This is a genomic window from Bordetella genomosp. 13 (assembly GCF_007679965.1).
Classification (GTDB): domain Bacteria; phylum Pseudomonadota; class Gammaproteobacteria; order Burkholderiales; family Burkholderiaceae_B; genus Bordetella.
On the sequence record NZ_VEHL01000005.1, the window covers coordinates 377930 to 395848 of the forward strand.

Sequence of the window (17919 nt, forward strand, 5' to 3'; positions counted from 1 at the left end):
GCGCCGGGCGGACCCGCGGTTGGGCGAGCCCGCGCAGGACCGCCGCGAACCCCCGCCGCCCGGAAGGCACGCACGGCCAGGCTGCGCCGCAACACACGCCCGCTGCCTCGCCGCGCTCAGCGCGGCATCATCACCACGATGGCGCTCAGCGCCAGCACCAGGCCGAACAGGTTCAGCGCGCTCAGGCGTTCGCGGAACACCAGCGCGCCCACCACGGTGCCCAGCGTGATCACGCCCATGTTCATCGAGGCGAACACCAGAGCCGGGTTGCCCGGCAGGCTCTGGTGCGCCTTGATATAGGTGATGATGTTGGCGAAGTTGAACAGCCCCAGGATCACGCCCGCGCCCAGGCTGCGCCATTGCCATTGCACGCGGCGCGCCAGCAGGTACAGCGTGGTGACCAGGCCGGCCAGTATGAACACCACCAGCATCGTGCCCGGAAAGGCCGAGCCGGCGCGCGCCATCTGCTTGTACAGCACGTCGATCACGCCGTAGCCCACCATCACCGCCACCGGCCAGAGCCACGCGCCGCGCGTGGCGTCGGGGGCGGCGGCATCGTTGCGCGGCCGGCGCAGCAGGCAGGCCAGCGCACCGAAGGCCAGGGCGATGCCGGCCAGCTTGTGCGTCGTCAACTGCTCGCCGAACAGTGCGAAGGCCGCCAGCAGGGGAATGAACAGCGCCAGGCGCTGCGCCGCGTCGCTGCGCACGATGCCGGCGTGCCGCACCGACTGCGCCATCGCCATGAAGACAGTGGGCATCAGGATCGCCAACGGCGCCAGCAGCCACCACGCGCCCGGCGTGGACAGCGCCTGGGCCGGCTGCGGCGCCAGCATCGCCCAGCACAGCACGGCCGCCACCGCGTAGTTGGCCGCGAAGGCCTGGCGCACGTCCACGTCGTGGCGGCGGGCCAGCTTCAGCAGCACGGAAACCGTGACGCTGCACATCACGCTGATGGCCAGCAGGATCAGGCCGGGAGTCAAGGGCATGCTGCCTCCATGGGGGGTAGGGCGTCGCCGGCGCGCATGCCCAGGCGCGCCAGCAGGCGGCGGTCGGCGTCGGCTTGGGGATTGGCGGCCGTCAACAGGACGTCGCCGTAGAAGATCGAGTTGGCGCCGGCCAGGAAGCATAGCGCCTGTTCGGCGTCGTTCAGCGATTCGCGGCCGGCCGACAGGCGCACCATGGCGGTCGGCATGGTGACGCGGGCCACCGCCACGGTGCGCACCAGTTCGAACGGGTCCAGCGGCTCGGCGTCCGCCAGCGGCGTGCCGGGCACGGCGACCAGGTTGTTGATGGGCACCGATTCCGGATACGGCCGCAGGTCGGCGAGCTGCGCGATCAGCGTGGCGCGCTCGCGGCGCGACTCGCCCATGCCGACGATGCCGCCGCAGCACACCGACAGGCCCGCGCCGCGCACCCGCCGCAGCGTGTCCAGGCGGTCCTGGTAAGTGCGGGTCGAGATGATCTCGCCGTAGTAGGCCGGCGAGGTGTCGAGGTTGTGGTTGTAGTAGTCCAGGCCGGCCTGCTTCAACTGTTCGGCCTGGCCGGCGCGCAGCATGCCCAGCGTCACGCAGGTCTCCAGCCCCAGCGCCTTCACGGCCGCGACCATTTCGGCCACGGCGTCCAGCTGGTGCGGCTTGGGGCTGCGCCAGGCCGCGCCCATGCAGAAGCGCCGCGCCCCGCTGTCCCGGGCCGCGCGGGCCGCCTGCAGCACGTCTTCCAGCGGCAGCAGGGGCTGCGCGGGCACGCCCGTCTCGTAGCGCGCCGACTGCGGACAGTAGCCGCAATCTTCGGGACAGCCGCCGGTCTTGATCGACAGCAGCGTGGACAACTGCACCGTGTCGGCGGCGAAATGGCGGCGATGCACCGACTGCGCGCGGTGCAGCAGTTCGGGCAGCGGCAGGTCATACAGCGCCAGGATGTCGTCGACCTGCCAGGCGGCATCGGCCGCGGGGGCGGGCTGCGGGCGCACCGGGGCGGCCACGGGCTGGATATGCATGGGGGCTCCTTCTTCGGGCCACTACGGAAGCGGTGGCAGGCGCATCGTAAGAACGCCATGGGTCCGCATGCAATTCCCGCTGAGAGGGGAGATTTGGGCGAGTGATGCCCGCAGTAACGGGGCACATGCCAGAAAATGTCCAGGCGCTGCGTGTATCTCGCAGGCATCTCGCAAGCGGCCCGTGCGTCTTAATTGTTGTATCAAAAAGTAATTCAATATCGGGGCTGTCCGTGCACGGTGGAAGCCCATTCAGTAGCGTCGAATCATGCGCCATGGTTGCCAGGATCGGCATCCGCCAAGGCGCGCAGCCCGGCGGCCAGCGCGTCGGGGGGGGCGATGTGCGTTCCTTTGCAGGACGGCATTCCCCAAAACCCTCATCCCTGCGGCCGCGGGTGCGCAGGCCCAAAAAATGCGCCCGCATCGTGAAACGGCCATGCCTGGCCGCTCCGCGACGCGGGCGCACGTCGGGCGTCGCGGCCCGGCCCGGGACGGGCCGGCCGCGCCGCCGGTCAGGGGTTGAACGACTTCGTGCTGTACAGCGAAGCGTCGAGGCGCTCGATGACCGGCGCGTTCGTGACCGGGTCGATCTGGCGATCGATGTAGGTCTGGAAAGCGTCGGCATCCAGCACGCCGATGTCTTCCCGGCGCTCGGCCGGAATGGTGGCCAGGACCTTGTAGCCGTCGCCGCCCTGGGCGGCGAAGCTCAGCGTGAAGACTTTGTAGGATTTGGCGGGGTCGATGGCTTCCCATACGCCCGTGTCGCGGTTGCGCACTTCCAGGTTGCGGGCGCGGCTGCCATAGGCCTGGGCGTAGTTGACGTCGAAGCGCAGTCCGCCCGTGTACGGGTAGGGGCCCGTCGAGCCGGTGGCGCCGAACACGGCTTCCAGGCCGTCTTCCACCATCGTCTTGACCTCGGCGCCGGTCAGCTCCAGGCGCCACAGCATGTTGCTGAAGGGCAGGACCGTCTGCACGTCGGCGGCCGTCACGTTGCCGACCGGCAGGGCCACGCGCACGCCGCCGCCGTTCTGCAGCGAGATGTCAGCGCCGCCGTAGTCGCTGTTGCCGATCTCCAGGAAGGCCTGGGCCACGTACTGCTGGATGTCGCCGCCGCGCTGCGAGACCAGGCCTTCGGTGTTGCACGTGCCGCTGCTGTTGCTGGTGTCCGCGATGGGCGGCGTGGCGGGGGCCCCGCCGACGCCCGGCGTGCCGGGCACGCGGCGACGGCACATCTCCTGCGTGGCGGTGGCCACGACCTTGGCGCGGAATTCGTCGACATAGGCCTTGAAGGGCTTGAGCGTCGCTTCCGCGGCGGCGTCGGGCTGCGTGATGCGCAGGTAGCCGATGCTGGCGGCGTCGGCGCGGAACGCGCGCTGGTCGGCCGCGCTGGCCACGACCGGGGGCGCGCCGGAGGTCGCGCCGGGCAGGCTGAAATCCTGGTCGATCAGCACGTGCGGAGTGCCGCTGCACTGCGTGACCTTGCCGTCCTTGTCGAAGGAGACTTTCAGCTCGCCCACGACCTGCGAGTATTCCCACGCGTGCACCAGGCACACGGGGCTGCCGTCCTTGTCGGCCAGCTGTTCGGCATACTTGCCGGCGGGCGTGCCCACGCCGTAGGTGGCCATCGAATCCGGGCCCAGCAGCGTATGCGAGTCGCCGCCGACCACGACGTCCACGCCGCTCAGGCCGGCCAGCACCTGCTTGTCGTACTCGTAGCCGATGTGGCTCATGACGACGATCTTGTTGACGCCCTGGGCCTTCAGTGCGTCGATCGAACGCTGCGCGGCGACGGTCTCGTCTTCGAACGTCGTGTCGGCGTCGGGGCTCGAGGAACTCTTGGTCTTGGTGGCGATGGTCAGGCCGACGATGCCGATCTTCTGGCCGCTGCGTTCGACGATGGTGTACGGATTGACGTAGCCCGGCGCGCGCGAGGGATTCAGCGCGGAGTTCGCGCCGAACTTCGTGTTGGCGCTGAGCACCGGCGTCTGGCACGTGCCCGCGTGCAGGCGGTCGATGAAGCCCTTGAGCTCTGTGTCGCCCTTGTCGAATTCGTGGTTGCCCAGCGTGAAGGCGTCGAAGCACACCGTGTTCATCATCGCGGCATCGGCTTCGCCCAGCGCGCCGGCGCGGTTGTAGTAAAGCGTGCCGGTCAGCGCGTCGCCCGCGTGCAGCTTCAGCACGTTGGTGACGCCCGCGGACAGCTCCTGCATCGCGGCGGTCACGCGCGGGAAGCCGGCGGCTTCCACGTTGACGGTGACCCGGGTGCCCGCCGCGTTCAGCAGCTTCAGCGTGCGCGCCTTGGAATCCAGGTTCGAGTGATGATCGTCGATGTGCAGGATGGTCAGGTCCATCGGCTCGCCGGCGACCGGCGTCTCGACGGGGGGCGTGGTGGCCTGGTCATCGTCGTCGTGGTCGCTGCCGCCGCAGGCGGCGACCAGACCGGCGGCGGCCAGGGCCGCGGCGATGATTTTCAGGCGATGGTTCCAGCGGGGTTCGGGTCCCGGGCGGCCAACGGACGGCTCGATGTGCATGACGCTCTCCTCGATGCGACTAAAGAGGCGTCATGGTCGACGGGCGTAATTACGAAGCTGTTAATTTACTGAACGAATAGACCGTCTGTCGCTTTCCTGAAACAGGGTGTATGAAAGTGCTGGGTGGTCACGCCGGTGTCATGGATATGGGGGACGCAATGTTCGTTCTGCTCACATACGTCATGGATCGTGACCCCACGCCCGGGGCAACCTGCCTACCATGAAGCCATTACGTTGAACGGGAGACCAAGATGGCCCAGAAAGAAGAACGCACCGCCGAAGAGATCCGCCTGCTGATCCAGCAGGCCGTGGACAGCCAGACGCGGCCAGCCGGCAGCAACGTCGAGATCGTCATCCCGACGCCGCAATTGCTCGAGGAAGACAAGAACGGCACCAACTGGGAGGTCCCGCCGCACAGCGGCGACAAGCTCTATACCGAAGTGGTGGCGCGCGCCGTGCGCGACGCGCAGGCGAAGTACCGCCTGCGTATCGACCACGCCGAATAAACGAGCGAGCCCGGGGACAGAAGCGGGCCTCGCGTCCGCCCTGGCATTCTTTGCCGGGCGCAAATGAAAAAGGGTTGGCGCGATCGAATCGGGCCAACCCTTTGGATTTTTGGCGGAGCGGACGGGGCTCGAACCCGCGACCCCCGGCGTGACAGGCCGGTATTCTAACCAACTGAACTACCGCTCCGCAGCGGTTTACGTCACCGTACTACTTGTGCAGATGCCAGCAAGCTGGCGTCCCCTAGGGGATTCGAACCCCTGTACTCACCGTGAAAGGGTGATGTCCTAGGCCTCTAGACGAAGGGGACCTGAACCGCACATTCCGTTCGCTTGGACTGGTGGAGGTAAGCGGGATCGAACCGCTGACCTCTTGCATGCCATGCAAGCGCTCTCCCAGCTGAGCTATACCCCCGATGACCTTCACTGCGCATTGCGATGCCTGGGTGGTGTCGCTTTGCGTTTTGCCGTGTAGTCGTTTCGGCGAACGGGGGCGAATTATGCACTATTTTTTTGCCGTTGTCAGACGGGGTCGAAAAGCGGCAAGAAGCGGGTCAGCGCCGCAGCCGCTCGGTCAGCGGAACGTCGTCCTCGTGCGGCCACGCCGGTCCCGCGCCGGCGCTGCTGCGTTCGATGGCTCGCGCTATGTCCGCCATGTCGTCCTCGTCCAGTTCCAGCGTGGCGGCCGCCAGCCAGCCGTCGACCTGCGCCGCGCTGCGCGCGCCCGCGATGGCGCCGGTGACGCCGGGCCAGGCCAGGGTCCACGCGATGGCCACGGCGCCGACGGTTGTGCCGTGGCGGTCCGCGATGGGCGCCAGCGCGTCGGCCAGGGCCAGGTTGCGGGCCAGCAGGGGCGCGGTGAACTCCGCATGGCGCGAGCGCCAGTCGTTCTTCGGCAGCGCCGCCGCGCGAGCCTCGGTGAACTTGCCCGACAGCAGGCCCGATTGCATCGGGCTGTACACGATCACGCCGACGTCGTGTTCGGCGCACCACGGCAGCAGGTCGGCCGCGGCCTCGCGCCGGATGGCGGAGAAGGGCGGCTGCAGTGTGTCGATGCGGCCCAGCGCCTGCGCGGCCTGCAATTGCGCCTGGTTGTGGTTGGACAGGCCGATGGCGCGCAGCTTGCCCGCCTGCTTCAGTTCCAGCAGCGTGCGCCAGTAGTCGTCCAGCGGCGTGCCGTCGCCGGCCGGCCAGTGCATCTGGTAGAGATCGATGCGCTCGACGCCCAGGCGGCGCAGCGAGGCGTCGACTTCGCGCTTCAGGCTGTCGGGCGAGCCATTGCGGCGCGGCATGGCATGGGGATCGTCGTCCTCGGACCAGGTCAGGCCGCCTTTGGTGAACACATAGGGCCGCTGCGACGCCGGCATGTCCGCCAGCGCCTGGCGCACGATCTCTTCCGAATGCCCCAGGCCATAGACGGCCGCCGTGTCGATCCAGTTGATGCCGCGATCCACCGCATGGCGGATCGCCGCGATGGACTCGCCGTCGTCCTGCGATCCCCATCCCACCGCCCAGTTGCCGCCGCCGGCGGCCCATGCGCCGAAGCCGACGCGGGTGATGTGCATGTCGGTGCGCCCCAGGCGCCGGGTTGGAAAGGATGTAGTGGCCATGATGTCTGGTCGTCTCCTTGGAAGCGGGGTCGCGATCGTCTCTCCATCGAAGATGCACCGAAAGCGCGCCGCGCGCAAGTCGTTGATTTGATTCGGGCATTGTTCACAGATCCGCGATCGGTGGGTGCCGGTCACCGCTTGCATGGCAGTCGCATGACAAAAAAATTGGATTTTTTTGGCAGTGGACTTGCACGAGGCCAAAAACTTCTGCATAATCTCGTTTCTTCGCCAACGGCACGAAGCAAACAGCAAAAGCAAGGCGCTGTTTGGGTCTCGGGGGGGTATAGCTCAGCTGGGAGAGCGCTTGCATGGCATGCAAGAGGTCAGCGGTTCGATCCCGCTTACCTCCACCACCAAAGCGAAGAAATGTGCAGTCCAAGTCCCCTTCGTCTAGAGGCCTAGGACATCACCCTTTCACGGTGAGTACAGGGGTTCGAATCCCCTAGGGGACGCCAGCTTGCTGGCTTCTGCACAGTTAGTACGGTGACATAAACCGCTGCGGAGCGGTAGTTCAGTTGGTTAGAATACCGGCCTGTCACGCCGGGGGTCGCGGGTTCGAGCCCCGTCCGCTCCGCCACAAGATTCAGGCTGAAGCCCCGAGAAATCGGGGCTTTTTGCTTTGCGTGTCATTCGCGTGGGGGCCGGGGCGCACTTTTGCTTTTGCGTGGGCAGCCGCACTGCACAAGCGGCCTGGGCCGCGCCGCGCTGGGCGGCGACCCGCCGCCCAGGCGCATCGCCCGCATCAACGCGGCTTGCGTCCGCGCCGCGCGGCGGCAATGATCAGCAGGGCGCCGGACAGCAGCAGCAGGGGCGCGTCGCCATAGCGCGTGTAAGGTGTCAGGCCGGTCATGCCCTGCACCGTCACGGGCAGCACGCCGGCCGTGTGCGGCGCCAGCATGCCCTGCACGCGCCCATGCGCGTCGATCGACGCGGTGATGCCGGTATTGGTCACGGTGACCATCGGGCGCGCGGTCTCGGCGCTGCGCAGGCGGCCGATCTGCAGGTGCTGGCGCAGCGCCCAGCTGTTGCCGAACCAGCCCAGGTTGCTCAGGTTGACCAGCAGGGTCGCGCCCGGCTCGCCGTTGGGGCCGGGCAGGATGGCCGGCAGCAGCTCGGGGCCGAACAGGTCTTCGTAGCAGATGTTGAACGCCAGGTGCTGGCCGCGGATGTCGAATGGCTGCTGGCGCACCGGGCCGCGATCGAACTCGCCCAGCGGGATGTTCAGCATCTGCACGAACCAGCCGAATCCGGGCGGCACGTATTCGCCCCAGGGCACCAGGTGGCGCTTGTCGTAGCGCTGCGGCATGGTGCCGGCCGCGATCTGCTCGAACGGCGTGGTGGCGTCGAAGCCGATGGCGCTGTTGGTGTAGCGCTGGGTACCGTCCGCCTCGACGGTGTGCAGCGGCGCGCCCATGGCGATGGCGCTGTTCTGGCGTTCGGCCAGCTTGCGCCAGGTTTCCCAGACCTGCGGGTCGAGCTGGTCCTGGAACAGCGGCAGCACCGTCTCGGGCAGGATGATCAGGTCGGGTGCGGGATCGCCGGCGGCGGGCGCCTGCACGGCCAGCCGCATGTGGCTGATGATGCCTTCTTCCAGCAGGGCCGGGTCGAACTTCTGCGACTGTCCGATATTGCCTTGTACCAGGCGCAGGTTCAGGGGCTTGCCCTCGGGCGACGACCAGTCGATGCGGCCCAGTGGCCAGCCGGCCACGGCCAGCACCGCCGCCGTGCCCAGCACGGGCAGGGCGGGACGCAGGCGGCCCGCGGGGGGCAGCGGAATCGACGCCAGCGCGGCGGCGGCCAGCGCCGCCAGCAGCGCGATGCCGTGCACGCCCAAAAGCGGCGCCCAGCCGGCCAGCGGGCTGTCGATGTGGGCGTAGCCGATGTTCAGCCACGGAAAGCCCGAGAACAGCACGCTGCGCAGCCATTCCAGGCCCGCCCAGGCGGCGGCCCAGGTCAGGGCATGGGCCAGCGGCGTGGCCGGCCTGCCCACCGGCCGCAGCCACACCGACAGCACGCCCGCGAATCCCCCGAACAGCGCCAGGAAGGCGGACAGCGCCACCACGCCGGCCACCGCCAGCGGGGCCGACAGGTCGCCGTACTGGTGCATGCTGATGAACAGCCAATACAGCCCGATGCCGAAGCTGACCAGCCCGAACCACCAGCCGCGCGCGAAGGCGTGCCAGGCGCGCGTGGCGCTGGCGGTACTGCGGGCAAGCACCGCCAGCGCCAGCACCTGGACGATGGCCAGCGACCAGGCGGGCAGGGGATCGGAGGCGAAGGCCAGGGCGTGCACGCCGCCGGCCAGCGCCAGCGTGGCGGCGGAGATCAGGCGCGACTGGGCGCGGGTCGAGGTAGTCATGGGTGCGTGCTTCGGTCGCGCTGCGGCCTTCCCGGATGGGAGGGCGCGCTCATTGCGGTGGTCCAGGGCCGCCGCCTGGTGCGTGCCTGCGGGAGGCGCGCGCCCTGCGGCCCTGCGCGGTCATTGCTCGTCGGGCGTGACGGATTCGGACGGTTGGCGTTGCGGCAGGCGGCGCACCCGCAGCCACAGCGCACGGCGCGCGTCGGCCCGGATGACCTCGATGCGCAGGTCGCCGTGCACGGCGCTGTCGCCGCGCTTGGGGATGCGGCTCAGTTCGCCGCCCAGCCAGCCGCCGACGCTGTCGTAGTCGTCGTCGGGCAGCTCCGTGTGGAACGTGTCGTTGAAGTGGCTGATCTCGGTGGCGGCCAGCAGGCGCCACTGGTTCTCGCCCTCGGGGATGATCGAGGCGTCGTCGTCCTCGTCGTACTCGTCCTCGATGTCGCCGACGATTTCCTCCAGCACGTCTTCCATCGTGACCAGGCCCGATATGCCGCCGTGTTCGTCGATGACGATGGCCTGGTGGTTGCGGCTGACGCGGAAGTCGCGCAGCAGCACGTTCAGGCGCTTGGCTTCGGGGATGAACACGGCGGGGCGCACCAGCGCGCGCAGTTCGATGCCAGGCTCGAGCATGCAGCGCAGCAGGTCCTTGGCCAGTAGGATGCCGATGATGTTGTCGCGGTCGTCTTCGTAGACGGGGAAGCGCGAGTGCGCCGTCTCGATGACGATGGCCAGCAACTGAGGCAGGGGCTGGGCGATGTCCAGCAGGTCCATGCGCGCGCGCGGCACCATGATGTCGGCCACGGTGAGCTCGGACACGGCCAGCGCGCCCTTGATCATGGAATAGGATTCGGCGTCGATCAGCTCGCGGTCGTGCGCGGCTTCGAGTACGGCCTTGATGCCTTCGCGGTCTTCAGGCTCGCGTCGGACGAGGCCCAGGACGCGGTCGAGCAGGGACTTGGAGGATTTTGCGTTGCGCGCGGGGGCGTCGGTGGCAGGGTAAGGGTCGGACATCGTCCAAGCGGACAGGTTGGGGAAGGGCCAGCATAACCGAATCCCGGCTGCAGGTTTGTTACGTGATTACCCGGCTGGCGCGATATAGGGGTCATCGATGCCCATGCGGCCCAGCACGGCGGTCTCCAGTGCTTCCATGCGTTTGGCATCGCGCGCGCGGATGTGGTCGTAGCCCAGCGCGTGCAGCACCCCGTGGATGGTGAGGTGGGCGGCGTGGTGCAGCAGGGACTTGCGTTGCTCGCGTGCCTCGCGGGCCAGCACCGGCACGCAGACGATGATGTCGCCGCGCGCGGCGCCGTCGGGACCGATGCCGTATTCGAAGGTCAGCACGTTGGTGGCGTAGTCCCGTCCACGGAATTCGCGGTTCAGGCGCCGGCCCTCGGCCTGTCCCACCAGCCGCAGGCTGAGTTCCGCGGCCTGGAAGTCGACCATGCCGTCATCGGCCGCGCCCGCCAGGGCGTACTGCGCCCAGCGGCGCAGGCGCCAGCGCGGCAGGCGCGGCTCGGCCACGCCGTACTGCACGGCCAGGGACAGCTCAGGACTCTTCATCGGCGGCGGCCTGGTCGTAGGCGTCGACGATGCGCGCCACCAGCGGGTGCCGCACCACGTCGCGGCTGGTGAAGCGGGTGGTGGCGATGCCCTGCACCTGCTCCAGCACCTGTACCGCGTGCGCCAGGCCGCTGCGCTGGCCGCGCGGCAGGTCGACCTGCGACGGGTCGCCGGTGATGACGGCCTTGCTGCCGAAACCGATGCGGGTCAGGAACATCTTCATCTGTTCGGGCGTCGTGTTCTGCGCCTCGTCCAGGATGACGAAGGCGTGGTTCAGCGTGCGGCCGCGCATGTAGGCCAGCGGGGCGATCTCGATGGTCTGCTTCTCGAACAGGCGCTGCACGCGGTCGAAGCCCATCAGGTCGTACAGGGCGTCGTACAGCGGACGCAGGTACGGGTCGACCTTTTGCGCCAGGTCGCCGGGCAGGAAGCCCAGGCGTTCGCCGGCCTCGACGGCCGGGCGCGTCAACACCAGGCGTTGCACGGTCTCGCGCTCCATGGCGTCGATGGCGCACGCCACCGCCAGCCAGGTCTTGCCGGTGCCGGCCGGACCCACGCCGAAGGTGATGTCGTGCTTGAGGATGTTTTCCAGGTAGTCGCGCTGGCGCGGCGTGCGGGGACGCAGGTCGGAGCGGCGGGTGCGCAGCAGCGGCGCGCCGTCGTCGTTGTCGGGGCCGGGCAGGCCGTTGGCGCCCAGTTCGCGCGGGTCGGCCTGCACCTCGGAGGGCCGGCCGACGCCGATCTCCACGAGCCCGAGCTGGATGTCGTCGATCGACAGGGCGCGATGCGTGGCCTGATCGTGGAAGCGGCGCAGCGCGCGGCCGGCCAGCTCGGCCTGTTCGCCCTCGATGGTGACGCGCGAGCCGCGCCGCGACAGGCGCACGCCCATGCCGTCGGCCAGCTGGCGCAGGTTTTCATCGAGCGGGCCGCACAGGTTGGCCAGGTGGGTGTTGTCGCCATCCAGCGTGACGATCATGGGCATCTGCCGCTTGGCGCGGCTGCGGGGGGCTGTACTCATTCGGTATCCTGTCCAGCGGGCATGGCGGCGCCCTCGTGCCGCGTACCGCGGCTTTCGCTCAGGGCCACGCGGCCACGCAGGGTGTTGGTGTTGGCATGCGTGATCTCGACGTCGATCATCTGCCCGATCAGGCGGGCAGGCGCGGCGAAGTTCACGATGCGGTTGTTCTCGGTGCGGCCCATCAGCTCGCTGGCGTCGCGGCGTGATTCGCCTTCGACCAGCACGCGCTGGCGCGTGCCGACCATGCCCTGGGCGATGGCGGCGGCCTGCTCGTTGATCAGGGCCTGCAGGCGCTGCAGGCGGCGCAGCTTCAAGTCCTGCGGCGTGTCGTCGTGCAGGTCGGCGGCCGGCGTGCCGGGGCGGCGCGAATAGACGAAGGAGAACGAGGTGTCGAAGCCGACGTCCTCGATCAGCTTCATGGTCTTTTCGAAGTCTTCCTCGGTCTCGCCGGGAAAGCCCACGATGAAGTCGGACGACAGCGTCAGGCCAGGGCGCGCGGCGCGCAGCTTGCGCACCACCGACTTGAATTCCAGCGCCGTGTAGCCGCGCTTCATGGCGGCTAGCACGCGGTCGCTGCCGGCCTGCACCGGCAGGTGCAGGAACGACACCAGCTTGGGCAGGTGCGCGTAGGCGTCGACCATGCGCTGGGTCATTTCCTTGGGGTGCGAGGTGGTGTAGCGGATGCGCTCGATGCCGGGGATCTCGTGCACGTATTCCAGCAGCGTGGCGAAGTCGGCGATCTCGCCCGAGTCACCCATGGCGCCGCGGTAGGCGTTGACGTTCTGGCCCAGCAGCGTCACTTCCTTCACGCCCTGGTCGGCCAGGTCGGCCACCTCGACCAGCACGTCGTCGAACGGGCGCGAGACCTCGTCGCCGCGCGTGTACGGCACCACGCAGAAACTGCAGTACTTGCTGCAGCCTTCCATGATGGACACGAAGGCCGTGGCCCCGTCCACGCGCGGCGGCGGCAGGGAGTCGAACTTCTCGATCTCGGGAAAACTGATGTCGACCTGCGAGCGGCCCTGCGCGCGGCGGCGGGCGATGAGCTCGGGCAGGCGATGCAGGGTCTGCGGGCCGAACACCACGTCGACGTAGGGCGCGCGCTTGACGATGGCCTCGCCCTCCTGGCTGGCCACGCAGCCGCCGACGCCGATGACCAGGCGCGGATTGAGCTTCTTCAGGTGCTGCACGCGGCCCAGGTCGGAGAACACCTTCTCCTGCGCCTTCTCGCGCACCGAACAGGTGTTGAACAGGATGACGTCGGCGTCCTCGGGCGTGTCGGTCAGCTCCAGGCCCTGGTCGGCGCGCAGCACGTCGGCCATCTTGTCCGAGTCGTACTCGTTCATCTGGCAGCCGAAGGTGCGGATATAGAGCTTGCGGGGGCCGGCGGCATCGGGCGCCGCGGTGGGAACGGTCGCGTCGGCCGGGGCCGGCGCGCGCTTGAGCAGGGTTTCTTGCATCGGGGTTCGCCGTGACGGGTGTAGATCCCGGGGGCGCCAAGGAAAAACGAGCATTTTAACGTGTGCCGCCTTCGCGGGCACGGGGGCCGCCCGAAGCGGCCGCGGGCGCGTTGCCGGCGGGGCCGTCCGCCGCCGCTGGCGCCCGCTTGCCAACGTGACAGAAATGTTCCCATCAACATTCAGCAACCCTCGTTGCCATTCGGCCATGAAATTCCGCCGGGCCCCTCCCATAATCGATCCAGGTCATCGCAGAGGGGCAGTCCCGCATGGCGGACGACAACAAGACGGTGTTGGTGCTGGGCGCGCAGGGAGGCATAGGCGGTGAAGTGGCCCGCCAGCTGCGCGATACGGGCTGGCAGGTGCGCGCGCTGCGGCGTGGCGACGTGCCCGCGTCCGAGCCGCGCGACGGCATGCTGTGGCTGCGCGGGGACGCCATGGACGCCGAAGGGATCGCCCTGGCGGCACGCGGTTGTTCCGTCATCGTGCACGCGGTCAATCCGCCGGGCTACCGGCGCTGGGGCGAACTGGTCCTGCCCATGCTGGGACATACCCTGGCGGCCGCCCGCGGCGAGGGCGCCACGGTGGTGCTGCCGGGCACGCTGTACAACTACGGTCCCGATGCCTTTCCGACGCCAGACGAGGATGGGCCGCAGAATCCCCCCACCCGAAAGGGCGCGATACGCGTGCGCATGGAGCAGCGTCTGCGGGAAGAGACCGAACGCGGCGGCATGCGCGCCCTGATCGTGCGGGCCGGCGATTTCTTCGGGCCGGGCGCGCGCAACAACTGGTTTTCGCAGGCCCTGGTCAAGCCGGGTCGGACGGTGTCGCGCATCGCGTTGCCGGGCGAGCCCGGCGTGGGCCACCAGTGGTCCTACCTGCCCGACGTGGCGCGCACCATGGTCGAGCTGCTGGCGCGCCGCGAGCAGCTGGCGCCGTTCGCCCGCTATCACATGGGCGGTCACTGGGACGAGGACGGCACCCGGATGGCCGACACGATCCGCGCGGCCATGGTGCAGCACGGCGCCCGGGCGCCGCGCGTGGCGCGGTTTCCGTGGTGGCTGAGCCGGGTCGGCGCGCCGTTCTCGCAGACACTGCGCGAGATGGGCGAACTGCGCTATCTGTGGCGCACGCCTGTGCGCTTGGACAACGCCAGGCTGCTGGGCCTGCTGGGACGAGAGCCGCACACCCCGTGGGACGAGGCGGTGCAGACGACGCTGGCCAGCCTGGGGTGCTTTCCCCGGAGCGCCGAGCGTACGGTGCCGGGCTGACGCGCTGCGGATGAAATGAAACGGGGCCGCGCGATGCGGCCCCGGGGTGTCGGATCAGGCGGCCTTTTCAGGCGACCTGTCAGGCGACCTGTCAGGCGACCTCGACGTCCTCGTCCTTCTTGACGGGCTTGACCATGTCTTCGCGCTTGATGCCCATCCACATGGCCAGCGCGGCCGCCACGAACACCGACGAATAGATGCCGAACCAGATGCCGATGACCAGCGCCAGCGCGAAGTAGTGCAGCGTCGGGCCGCCGAAGAACAGCATGGCCAGCACCATCATCGTGGTGGAACCGTGCGTGATGATGGTGCGCGAGATGGTCTGCGTGATGGCGCTGTTGATCACTTCCTGGGTGTTGGCCTTGCGATACTTGCGGAAGTTTTCGCGGATCCGGTCCATGATGACCACGGATTCGTTCACCGAGTAGCCCAGCACCGCCAGCACGCCGGCCAGCACCGCCAGCGAGAACTCCCACTGGAAGAACGCGAAGAAGCCCAGGATGATCACCACGTCGTGCAGGTTGGCGATGACCCCGGCCACCGCGAACTTCCATTCGAAGCGGAAGCCCAGGTAGACCATGATGCCCAGCACCACCACCAGCAGGGCCATCAGGCCGTTGTGCAGCAGTTCCTCGCCCACCTGCGGGCCGACGAACTCGACGCGGCGCAGCTCGACCGACGGGTCGGCCGCCTTGAGCGCCTGCATGACCGATTCGCTTTGCGTGGCCGAGGTCTGGCCCTGGCTCACCGGCAGGCGGATCATGACGTCGCGCGAGGTGCCGAAGTTGGCCACCTGGAAATCGGTGTAGCCCAGCTTGGACACCGCGCCGCGCACGTTCTCAAGCTGCACGGTCTGCGCGTAGCTGACTTCCATGACCGTGCCGCCGGTGAATTCGATCGACAGGTGGAAGCCGCGCGTGAGGATGAAGAACACCGCGGCCAGGAAGGTGATCAGACTGATGGCGTTCAGCACCAGCGCGTGGCGCATGAACGGGATGGTGCGGTGGATCCGGAAGAATTCCATGTTGCTTCGCCCTAGGGGTTACTTGACGGCCGGCGCGTCGCCGTTGCCGTTCTTGCCTTTGGAGGCGGGGGCATCGGTGCCCGGACGCCACACGGTGCCGACCGAGATGCTGGTCAGCTTGCGCTGGCGGCCGTACCACAGGTTGGCCAGGGCGCGCACGCCCACCACCGACGAGAACATCGAGGTGAGGATGCCCAGGCAGTGCACCACCGCGAAACCGCGGATGGGGCCCGAGCCGAACGCCAGCAGGGCCAGGCCCACGATCAGCGTGGTGAGGTTCGAGTCGAGGATGGTGCCCCAGGCGCGTTCGAAGCCGTGGTGGATGGCCTGCTGCGGCGTGGCCCCGTTGCGCAGTTCCTCGCGGATGCGCTCGTTGATCAGCACGTTGGCGTCGATGGCCATGCCCAGCGTGAGCGCGATGGCCGCGATGCCGGGCAGGGTCAGCGTGGCCTGCAGCATGGACAGCAGGGCCAGCAGGAACAGCACGTTCATCGTCAGGCCGACGGTGGAGAACACGCCGAACAGGTGGTAGTACAGGATGATGAAGACGGCGATGGCCAGGAAGCCGTACAGCGTGGAGTCGAAGCCCTTCGCGATGTTGTCGGCGCCCAGGCTGGGGCCGATGGTGCGTTCCTCGATGATGGACATCGGCGCGGCCAGCGAGCCGGCGCGCAGCAGCAGCGCGGTGTCGGCGGCTTCCTCGGCGGTCATGCTGCCGGAGATCTGCACCTGGCCGCCGCCGATTTCGCCGCGGATGACCGGCGCGGTGACCACTTCGCCCTTGCCGTTCTCGAACAGCAGGATGGCCATGCGCTTGCCGACGTTGTCGCGGGTGACGTCGCGGAAGATGCGCGCGCCCTTGCTGTCCAGCGTCAGGTGCACGGCGGCCTGCTGGGTCTGCTGGTCGCGGCCCGGCTGGGCATCCTGCAGGTTCTCGCCGGTGAGCACGACCTGGCGGCGCACCAGCACGGGACCGCCGTTGCGGTCGGTGTAGCGTTCCAGGCCGAAGGGCACGGTGCCGTTGGCCAGCGCGCTCATCGAGGCCGGCGAGTCGTCGACCATGCGGATCTCGAGGGTGGCGGTGCGGCCCAGCAGTTCCTTGGCCTTGGCCACGTCCTGCACGCCGGGCAGCTGGACGATGATGCGGTCGGCGCCCTGCTGCTGGATGACCGGTTCGGCCACGCCCAGCTCGTTGATGCGGTTGTGCAGGGTGTTGATGTTCTGCTTGAGCGCATTGTCCTGCACGCGCGTGACGGCGGCGGGGCTGAGCTGGCCGGTGAGCTGGGGACGGCCGCCGTCGCTGTTCTCGGTGTAGGTCAGTTCGGTCAGGCGGCTGCGCAGCGCGTCATGGGCGCGCGAACGGTCGCCTTCGTTGGCGAAGGTGGCCACCACCGACATGCCCGCGCGTTCGACGCCGGACACGTTGATCTTCTGGTCGCGCAGCACGCTGCGCACGTCGGCGGACAGCGAGTCGTAGCGGGCGGTCAGGGCGCCCTGCATGTCGACCTGCAGCAGGAAGTGCACGCCGCCGCGCAGGTCCAGGCCCAGGTACATGGGACGCGGCTCGAAGAATCCCAGCCAGCGCATCCAGGTGGGGGAGGCGGGCAGCAGGTTCAGTGCGACGGTGTAGCGGGGGTCGCCGGCATCGGTGTTCAGGGCGTGGTCGATGACATCGCGGGCCTGCAACTGCACGTCGGTGGACGCGAAGCGGGCGCGCACGGTGCCCAGCGTGCCGTTCAATTCGTAGTACACGCTGGTGGGCTCGATCTTGGCATTGGCCAGGATCTGCTGGATCTGCTCCAGCAGCGCGGGCTCGACCTTGGTGGTGGCCTTGGCGCTGGAAATCTGCACGGCGGGGGACTCGCCGTAGAAGTTGGGCAGCGTGTAGAGCAGGCCGATCACGACCGCGACCAGGACCGTGATGTATTTCCAGAGAGGATAGCGGTTCATTGCCGGCGAATGATGCGAAAAGAAGACGAAAGGCCCCGCGTACGGGGCCTGATCAGATGCTTACAGGGCCTTGATGGTTCCCTTGGGCAGCACGGTCGTGACCGAGGTCTTCTGCATGATCACCTCGACGGGCTTGTCGGCCAGGTCGGAGATCTCGACCGTGACGTAGCTGTCGGTGACCTTGGACACCTTGCCCAGCATGCCGCCGGCGGTGACGACCTCGTCGCCCTTGGCCAGCGCGGCCACCATGTTGCGGTGTTCTTTCTGGCGCTTCATCTGCGGACGGATCATCAGGAAGTAGAGGATCACGAACATCAGCACGATGGGCAGCATGCCCATCAGCGCGTTGCCTTCCGGAGCGGCGGCCTGGGCCAGGACGAGGCCGGCGGTGTCGATTGCGGACATGGTTGTACTCCTGCAAATATCAGTGTTTTTGGGTTGGCGGGTGACGGGCCCGGCCGGCTTCGAGGCCGACTCTGGCCGGCACGGCGCCTGGCCGTGCCGGGTTCCGGGATTTTCCCGGTATACCGTCCCCACATCTCATCGCGCCCTGTCCCCGCGCGAGCCTTTGAACAGGGCAAGCCGGCTATTGTAGCGGGGTTGCCTGGCAGCCGCGCGACAGGAGTCCGGAGGGCGCGCGCAC

Annotated in this window: 14 protein-coding genes and 6 tRNA genes; 5 read left to right on the forward strand and 15 right to left on the reverse strand. The window is 68.4% G+C overall.

Annotation, left to right across the window (positions count from 1 at the left end; all coding sequences use genetic code 11):
• Positions 1–116 precede the first annotated feature (116 nt).
• The 3 genes from FS845_RS15000 to FS845_RS15010 form a co-directional block, all read right to left on the reverse strand.
• Positions 117–986 (reverse strand): EamA family transporter, encoded by an 870-nt coding sequence (locus tag FS845_RS15000; RefSeq protein ID WP_409929301.1) that lies wholly within the window; start codon positions 984–986, stop codon positions 117–119.
• On the reverse strand, positions 977–1996 hold the full coding sequence (gene bioB / locus FS845_RS15005; RefSeq protein WP_144636670.1) for a biotin synthase BioB: 1020 nt from the start codon (positions 1994–1996) through the stop codon (positions 977–979). The genes FS845_RS15000 and bioB overlap by 10 nt, the downstream gene beginning before the upstream one ends.
• 509 nt (positions 1997–2505) lie before the next feature.
• A complete protein-coding gene (locus tag FS845_RS15010) occupies positions 2506–4524 on the reverse strand; it encodes a bifunctional metallophosphatase/5'-nucleotidase (protein ID WP_144636672.1) in 2019 nt (672 codons plus the stop codon).
• Positions 4525–4775: 251 nt separating this feature from the next.
• Between FS845_RS15010 and FS845_RS15015 the strand changes: the two genes are divergently transcribed.
• Positions 4776–5030, forward strand: a complete 255-nt coding sequence (locus FS845_RS15015) for a hypothetical protein (RefSeq protein ID WP_144636674.1) — start codon at positions 4776–4778, stop codon at positions 5028–5030.
• A 110-nt stretch (positions 5031–5140) separates the two neighbouring features.
• Here the strand turns inward: FS845_RS15015 and FS845_RS15020 are convergent.
• The 4 genes from FS845_RS15020 to FS845_RS15035 form a co-directional block, all read right to left on the reverse strand.
• Positions 5141–5217: transfer RNA gene (locus FS845_RS15020), tRNA-Asp, on the reverse strand.
• Positions 5218–5262: 45 nt separating this feature from the next.
• Positions 5263–5338: transfer RNA gene (locus FS845_RS15025), tRNA-Glu, on the reverse strand.
• Between the two features lie 28 nt (positions 5339–5366).
• Positions 5367–5442: transfer RNA gene (locus FS845_RS15030), tRNA-Ala, on the reverse strand.
• A 139-nt stretch (positions 5443–5581) separates the two neighbouring features.
• Positions 5582–6592 (reverse strand): aldo/keto reductase, encoded by a 1011-nt coding sequence (locus FS845_RS15035; RefSeq protein WP_144636781.1) that lies wholly within the window; start codon positions 6590–6592, stop codon positions 5582–5584.
• Positions 6593–6914: 322 nt separating this feature from the next.
• On the opposite strand from FS845_RS15035, the gene FS845_RS15040 reads away from it, so the two are divergent.
• The 3 genes from FS845_RS15040 (at position 6915) to FS845_RS15050 (ending at position 7214) form a co-directional block, all read left to right on the forward strand.
• Positions 6915–6990: transfer RNA gene (locus tag FS845_RS15040), tRNA-Ala, on the forward strand.
• 26 nt (positions 6991–7016) lie between these two features.
• Positions 7017–7092 (forward strand) — tRNA-Glu (locus FS845_RS15045).
• Between the two features lie 45 nt (positions 7093–7137).
• Positions 7138–7214, forward strand: a tRNA-Asp gene (locus FS845_RS15050).
• A 165-nt stretch (positions 7215–7379) separates the two neighbouring features.
• Here FS845_RS15050 and lnt read toward each other — a convergent pair.
• The 5 genes from lnt to miaB all read right to left on the reverse strand — a co-directional run bounded on the left by lnt (position 7380) and on the right by miaB (position 13034).
• The gene (gene lnt, locus FS845_RS15055; RefSeq protein ID WP_144636676.1) at positions 7380–8996 is read right to left on the reverse strand and encodes an apolipoprotein N-acyltransferase; all 1617 of its coding nucleotides are present in this window, start codon (positions 8994–8996) and stop codon (positions 7380–7382) included.
• Positions 8997–9116: 120 nt separating this feature from the next.
• Positions 9117–10007 carry an HlyC/CorC family transporter gene (locus FS845_RS15060; protein ID WP_144636678.1) on the reverse strand — a complete coding sequence of 297 codons (891 nt, stop codon included), beginning with the start codon at positions 10005–10007 and terminating at the stop codon, positions 9117–9119.
• A 66-nt stretch (positions 10008–10073) separates the two neighbouring features.
• Positions 10074–10556, reverse strand: a complete 483-nt coding sequence (ybeY, locus tag FS845_RS15065; RefSeq protein ID WP_144636680.1) for an rRNA maturation RNase YbeY — start codon at positions 10554–10556, stop codon at positions 10074–10076.
• Positions 10543–11574 carry a PhoH family protein gene (locus FS845_RS15070; protein WP_144636682.1) on the reverse strand — a complete coding sequence of 344 codons (1032 nt, stop codon included), beginning with the start codon at positions 11572–11574 and terminating at the stop codon, positions 10543–10545. The genes ybeY and FS845_RS15070 overlap by 14 nt, the downstream gene beginning before the upstream one ends.
• The gene (gene miaB, locus FS845_RS15075) at positions 11571–13034 is read right to left on the reverse strand and encodes a tRNA (N6-isopentenyl adenosine(37)-C2)-methylthiotransferase MiaB (RefSeq protein ID WP_144636684.1); all 1464 of its coding nucleotides are present in this window, start codon (positions 13032–13034) and stop codon (positions 11571–11573) included. Before miaB ends, FS845_RS15070 begins: the two co-directional genes overlap by 4 nt.
• Positions 13035–13300: 266 nt before the next feature.
• Here miaB and FS845_RS15080 point away from each other — a divergent pair, with 266 nt between their 5' ends.
• Positions 13301–14302: an NAD-dependent epimerase/dehydratase family protein gene (locus FS845_RS15080; protein ID WP_144636686.1), complete on the forward strand. Its 1002-nt coding sequence runs from the start codon at positions 13301–13303 to the stop codon at positions 14300–14302.
• Between the two features lie 91 nt (positions 14303–14393).
• On the opposite strand, the gene secF is transcribed toward FS845_RS15080, so the two are convergent.
• The 3 genes from secF to yajC are packed head-to-tail and all read right to left on the reverse strand — an operon-like array spanning position 14394 to position 17681.
• Entirely contained in the window at positions 14394–15326 is a 933-nt protein-coding gene (secF, locus tag FS845_RS15085; RefSeq protein WP_144636688.1) for a protein translocase subunit SecF, read from the reverse strand.
• Positions 15327–15344: 18 nt separating this feature from the next.
• Positions 15345–17276, reverse strand: coding sequence for a protein translocase subunit SecD (gene secD, locus FS845_RS15090; protein ID WP_144636689.1), 1932 nt, complete (start codon positions 17274–17276; stop codon positions 15345–15347).
• 60 nt (positions 17277–17336) lie between these two features.
• The gene (yajC, locus tag FS845_RS15095; RefSeq protein ID WP_144636691.1) at positions 17337–17681 is read right to left on the reverse strand and encodes a preprotein translocase subunit YajC; all 345 of its coding nucleotides are present in this window, start codon (positions 17679–17681) and stop codon (positions 17337–17339) included.
• Between the last annotated feature and the right edge of the window lie 238 nt (positions 17682–17919).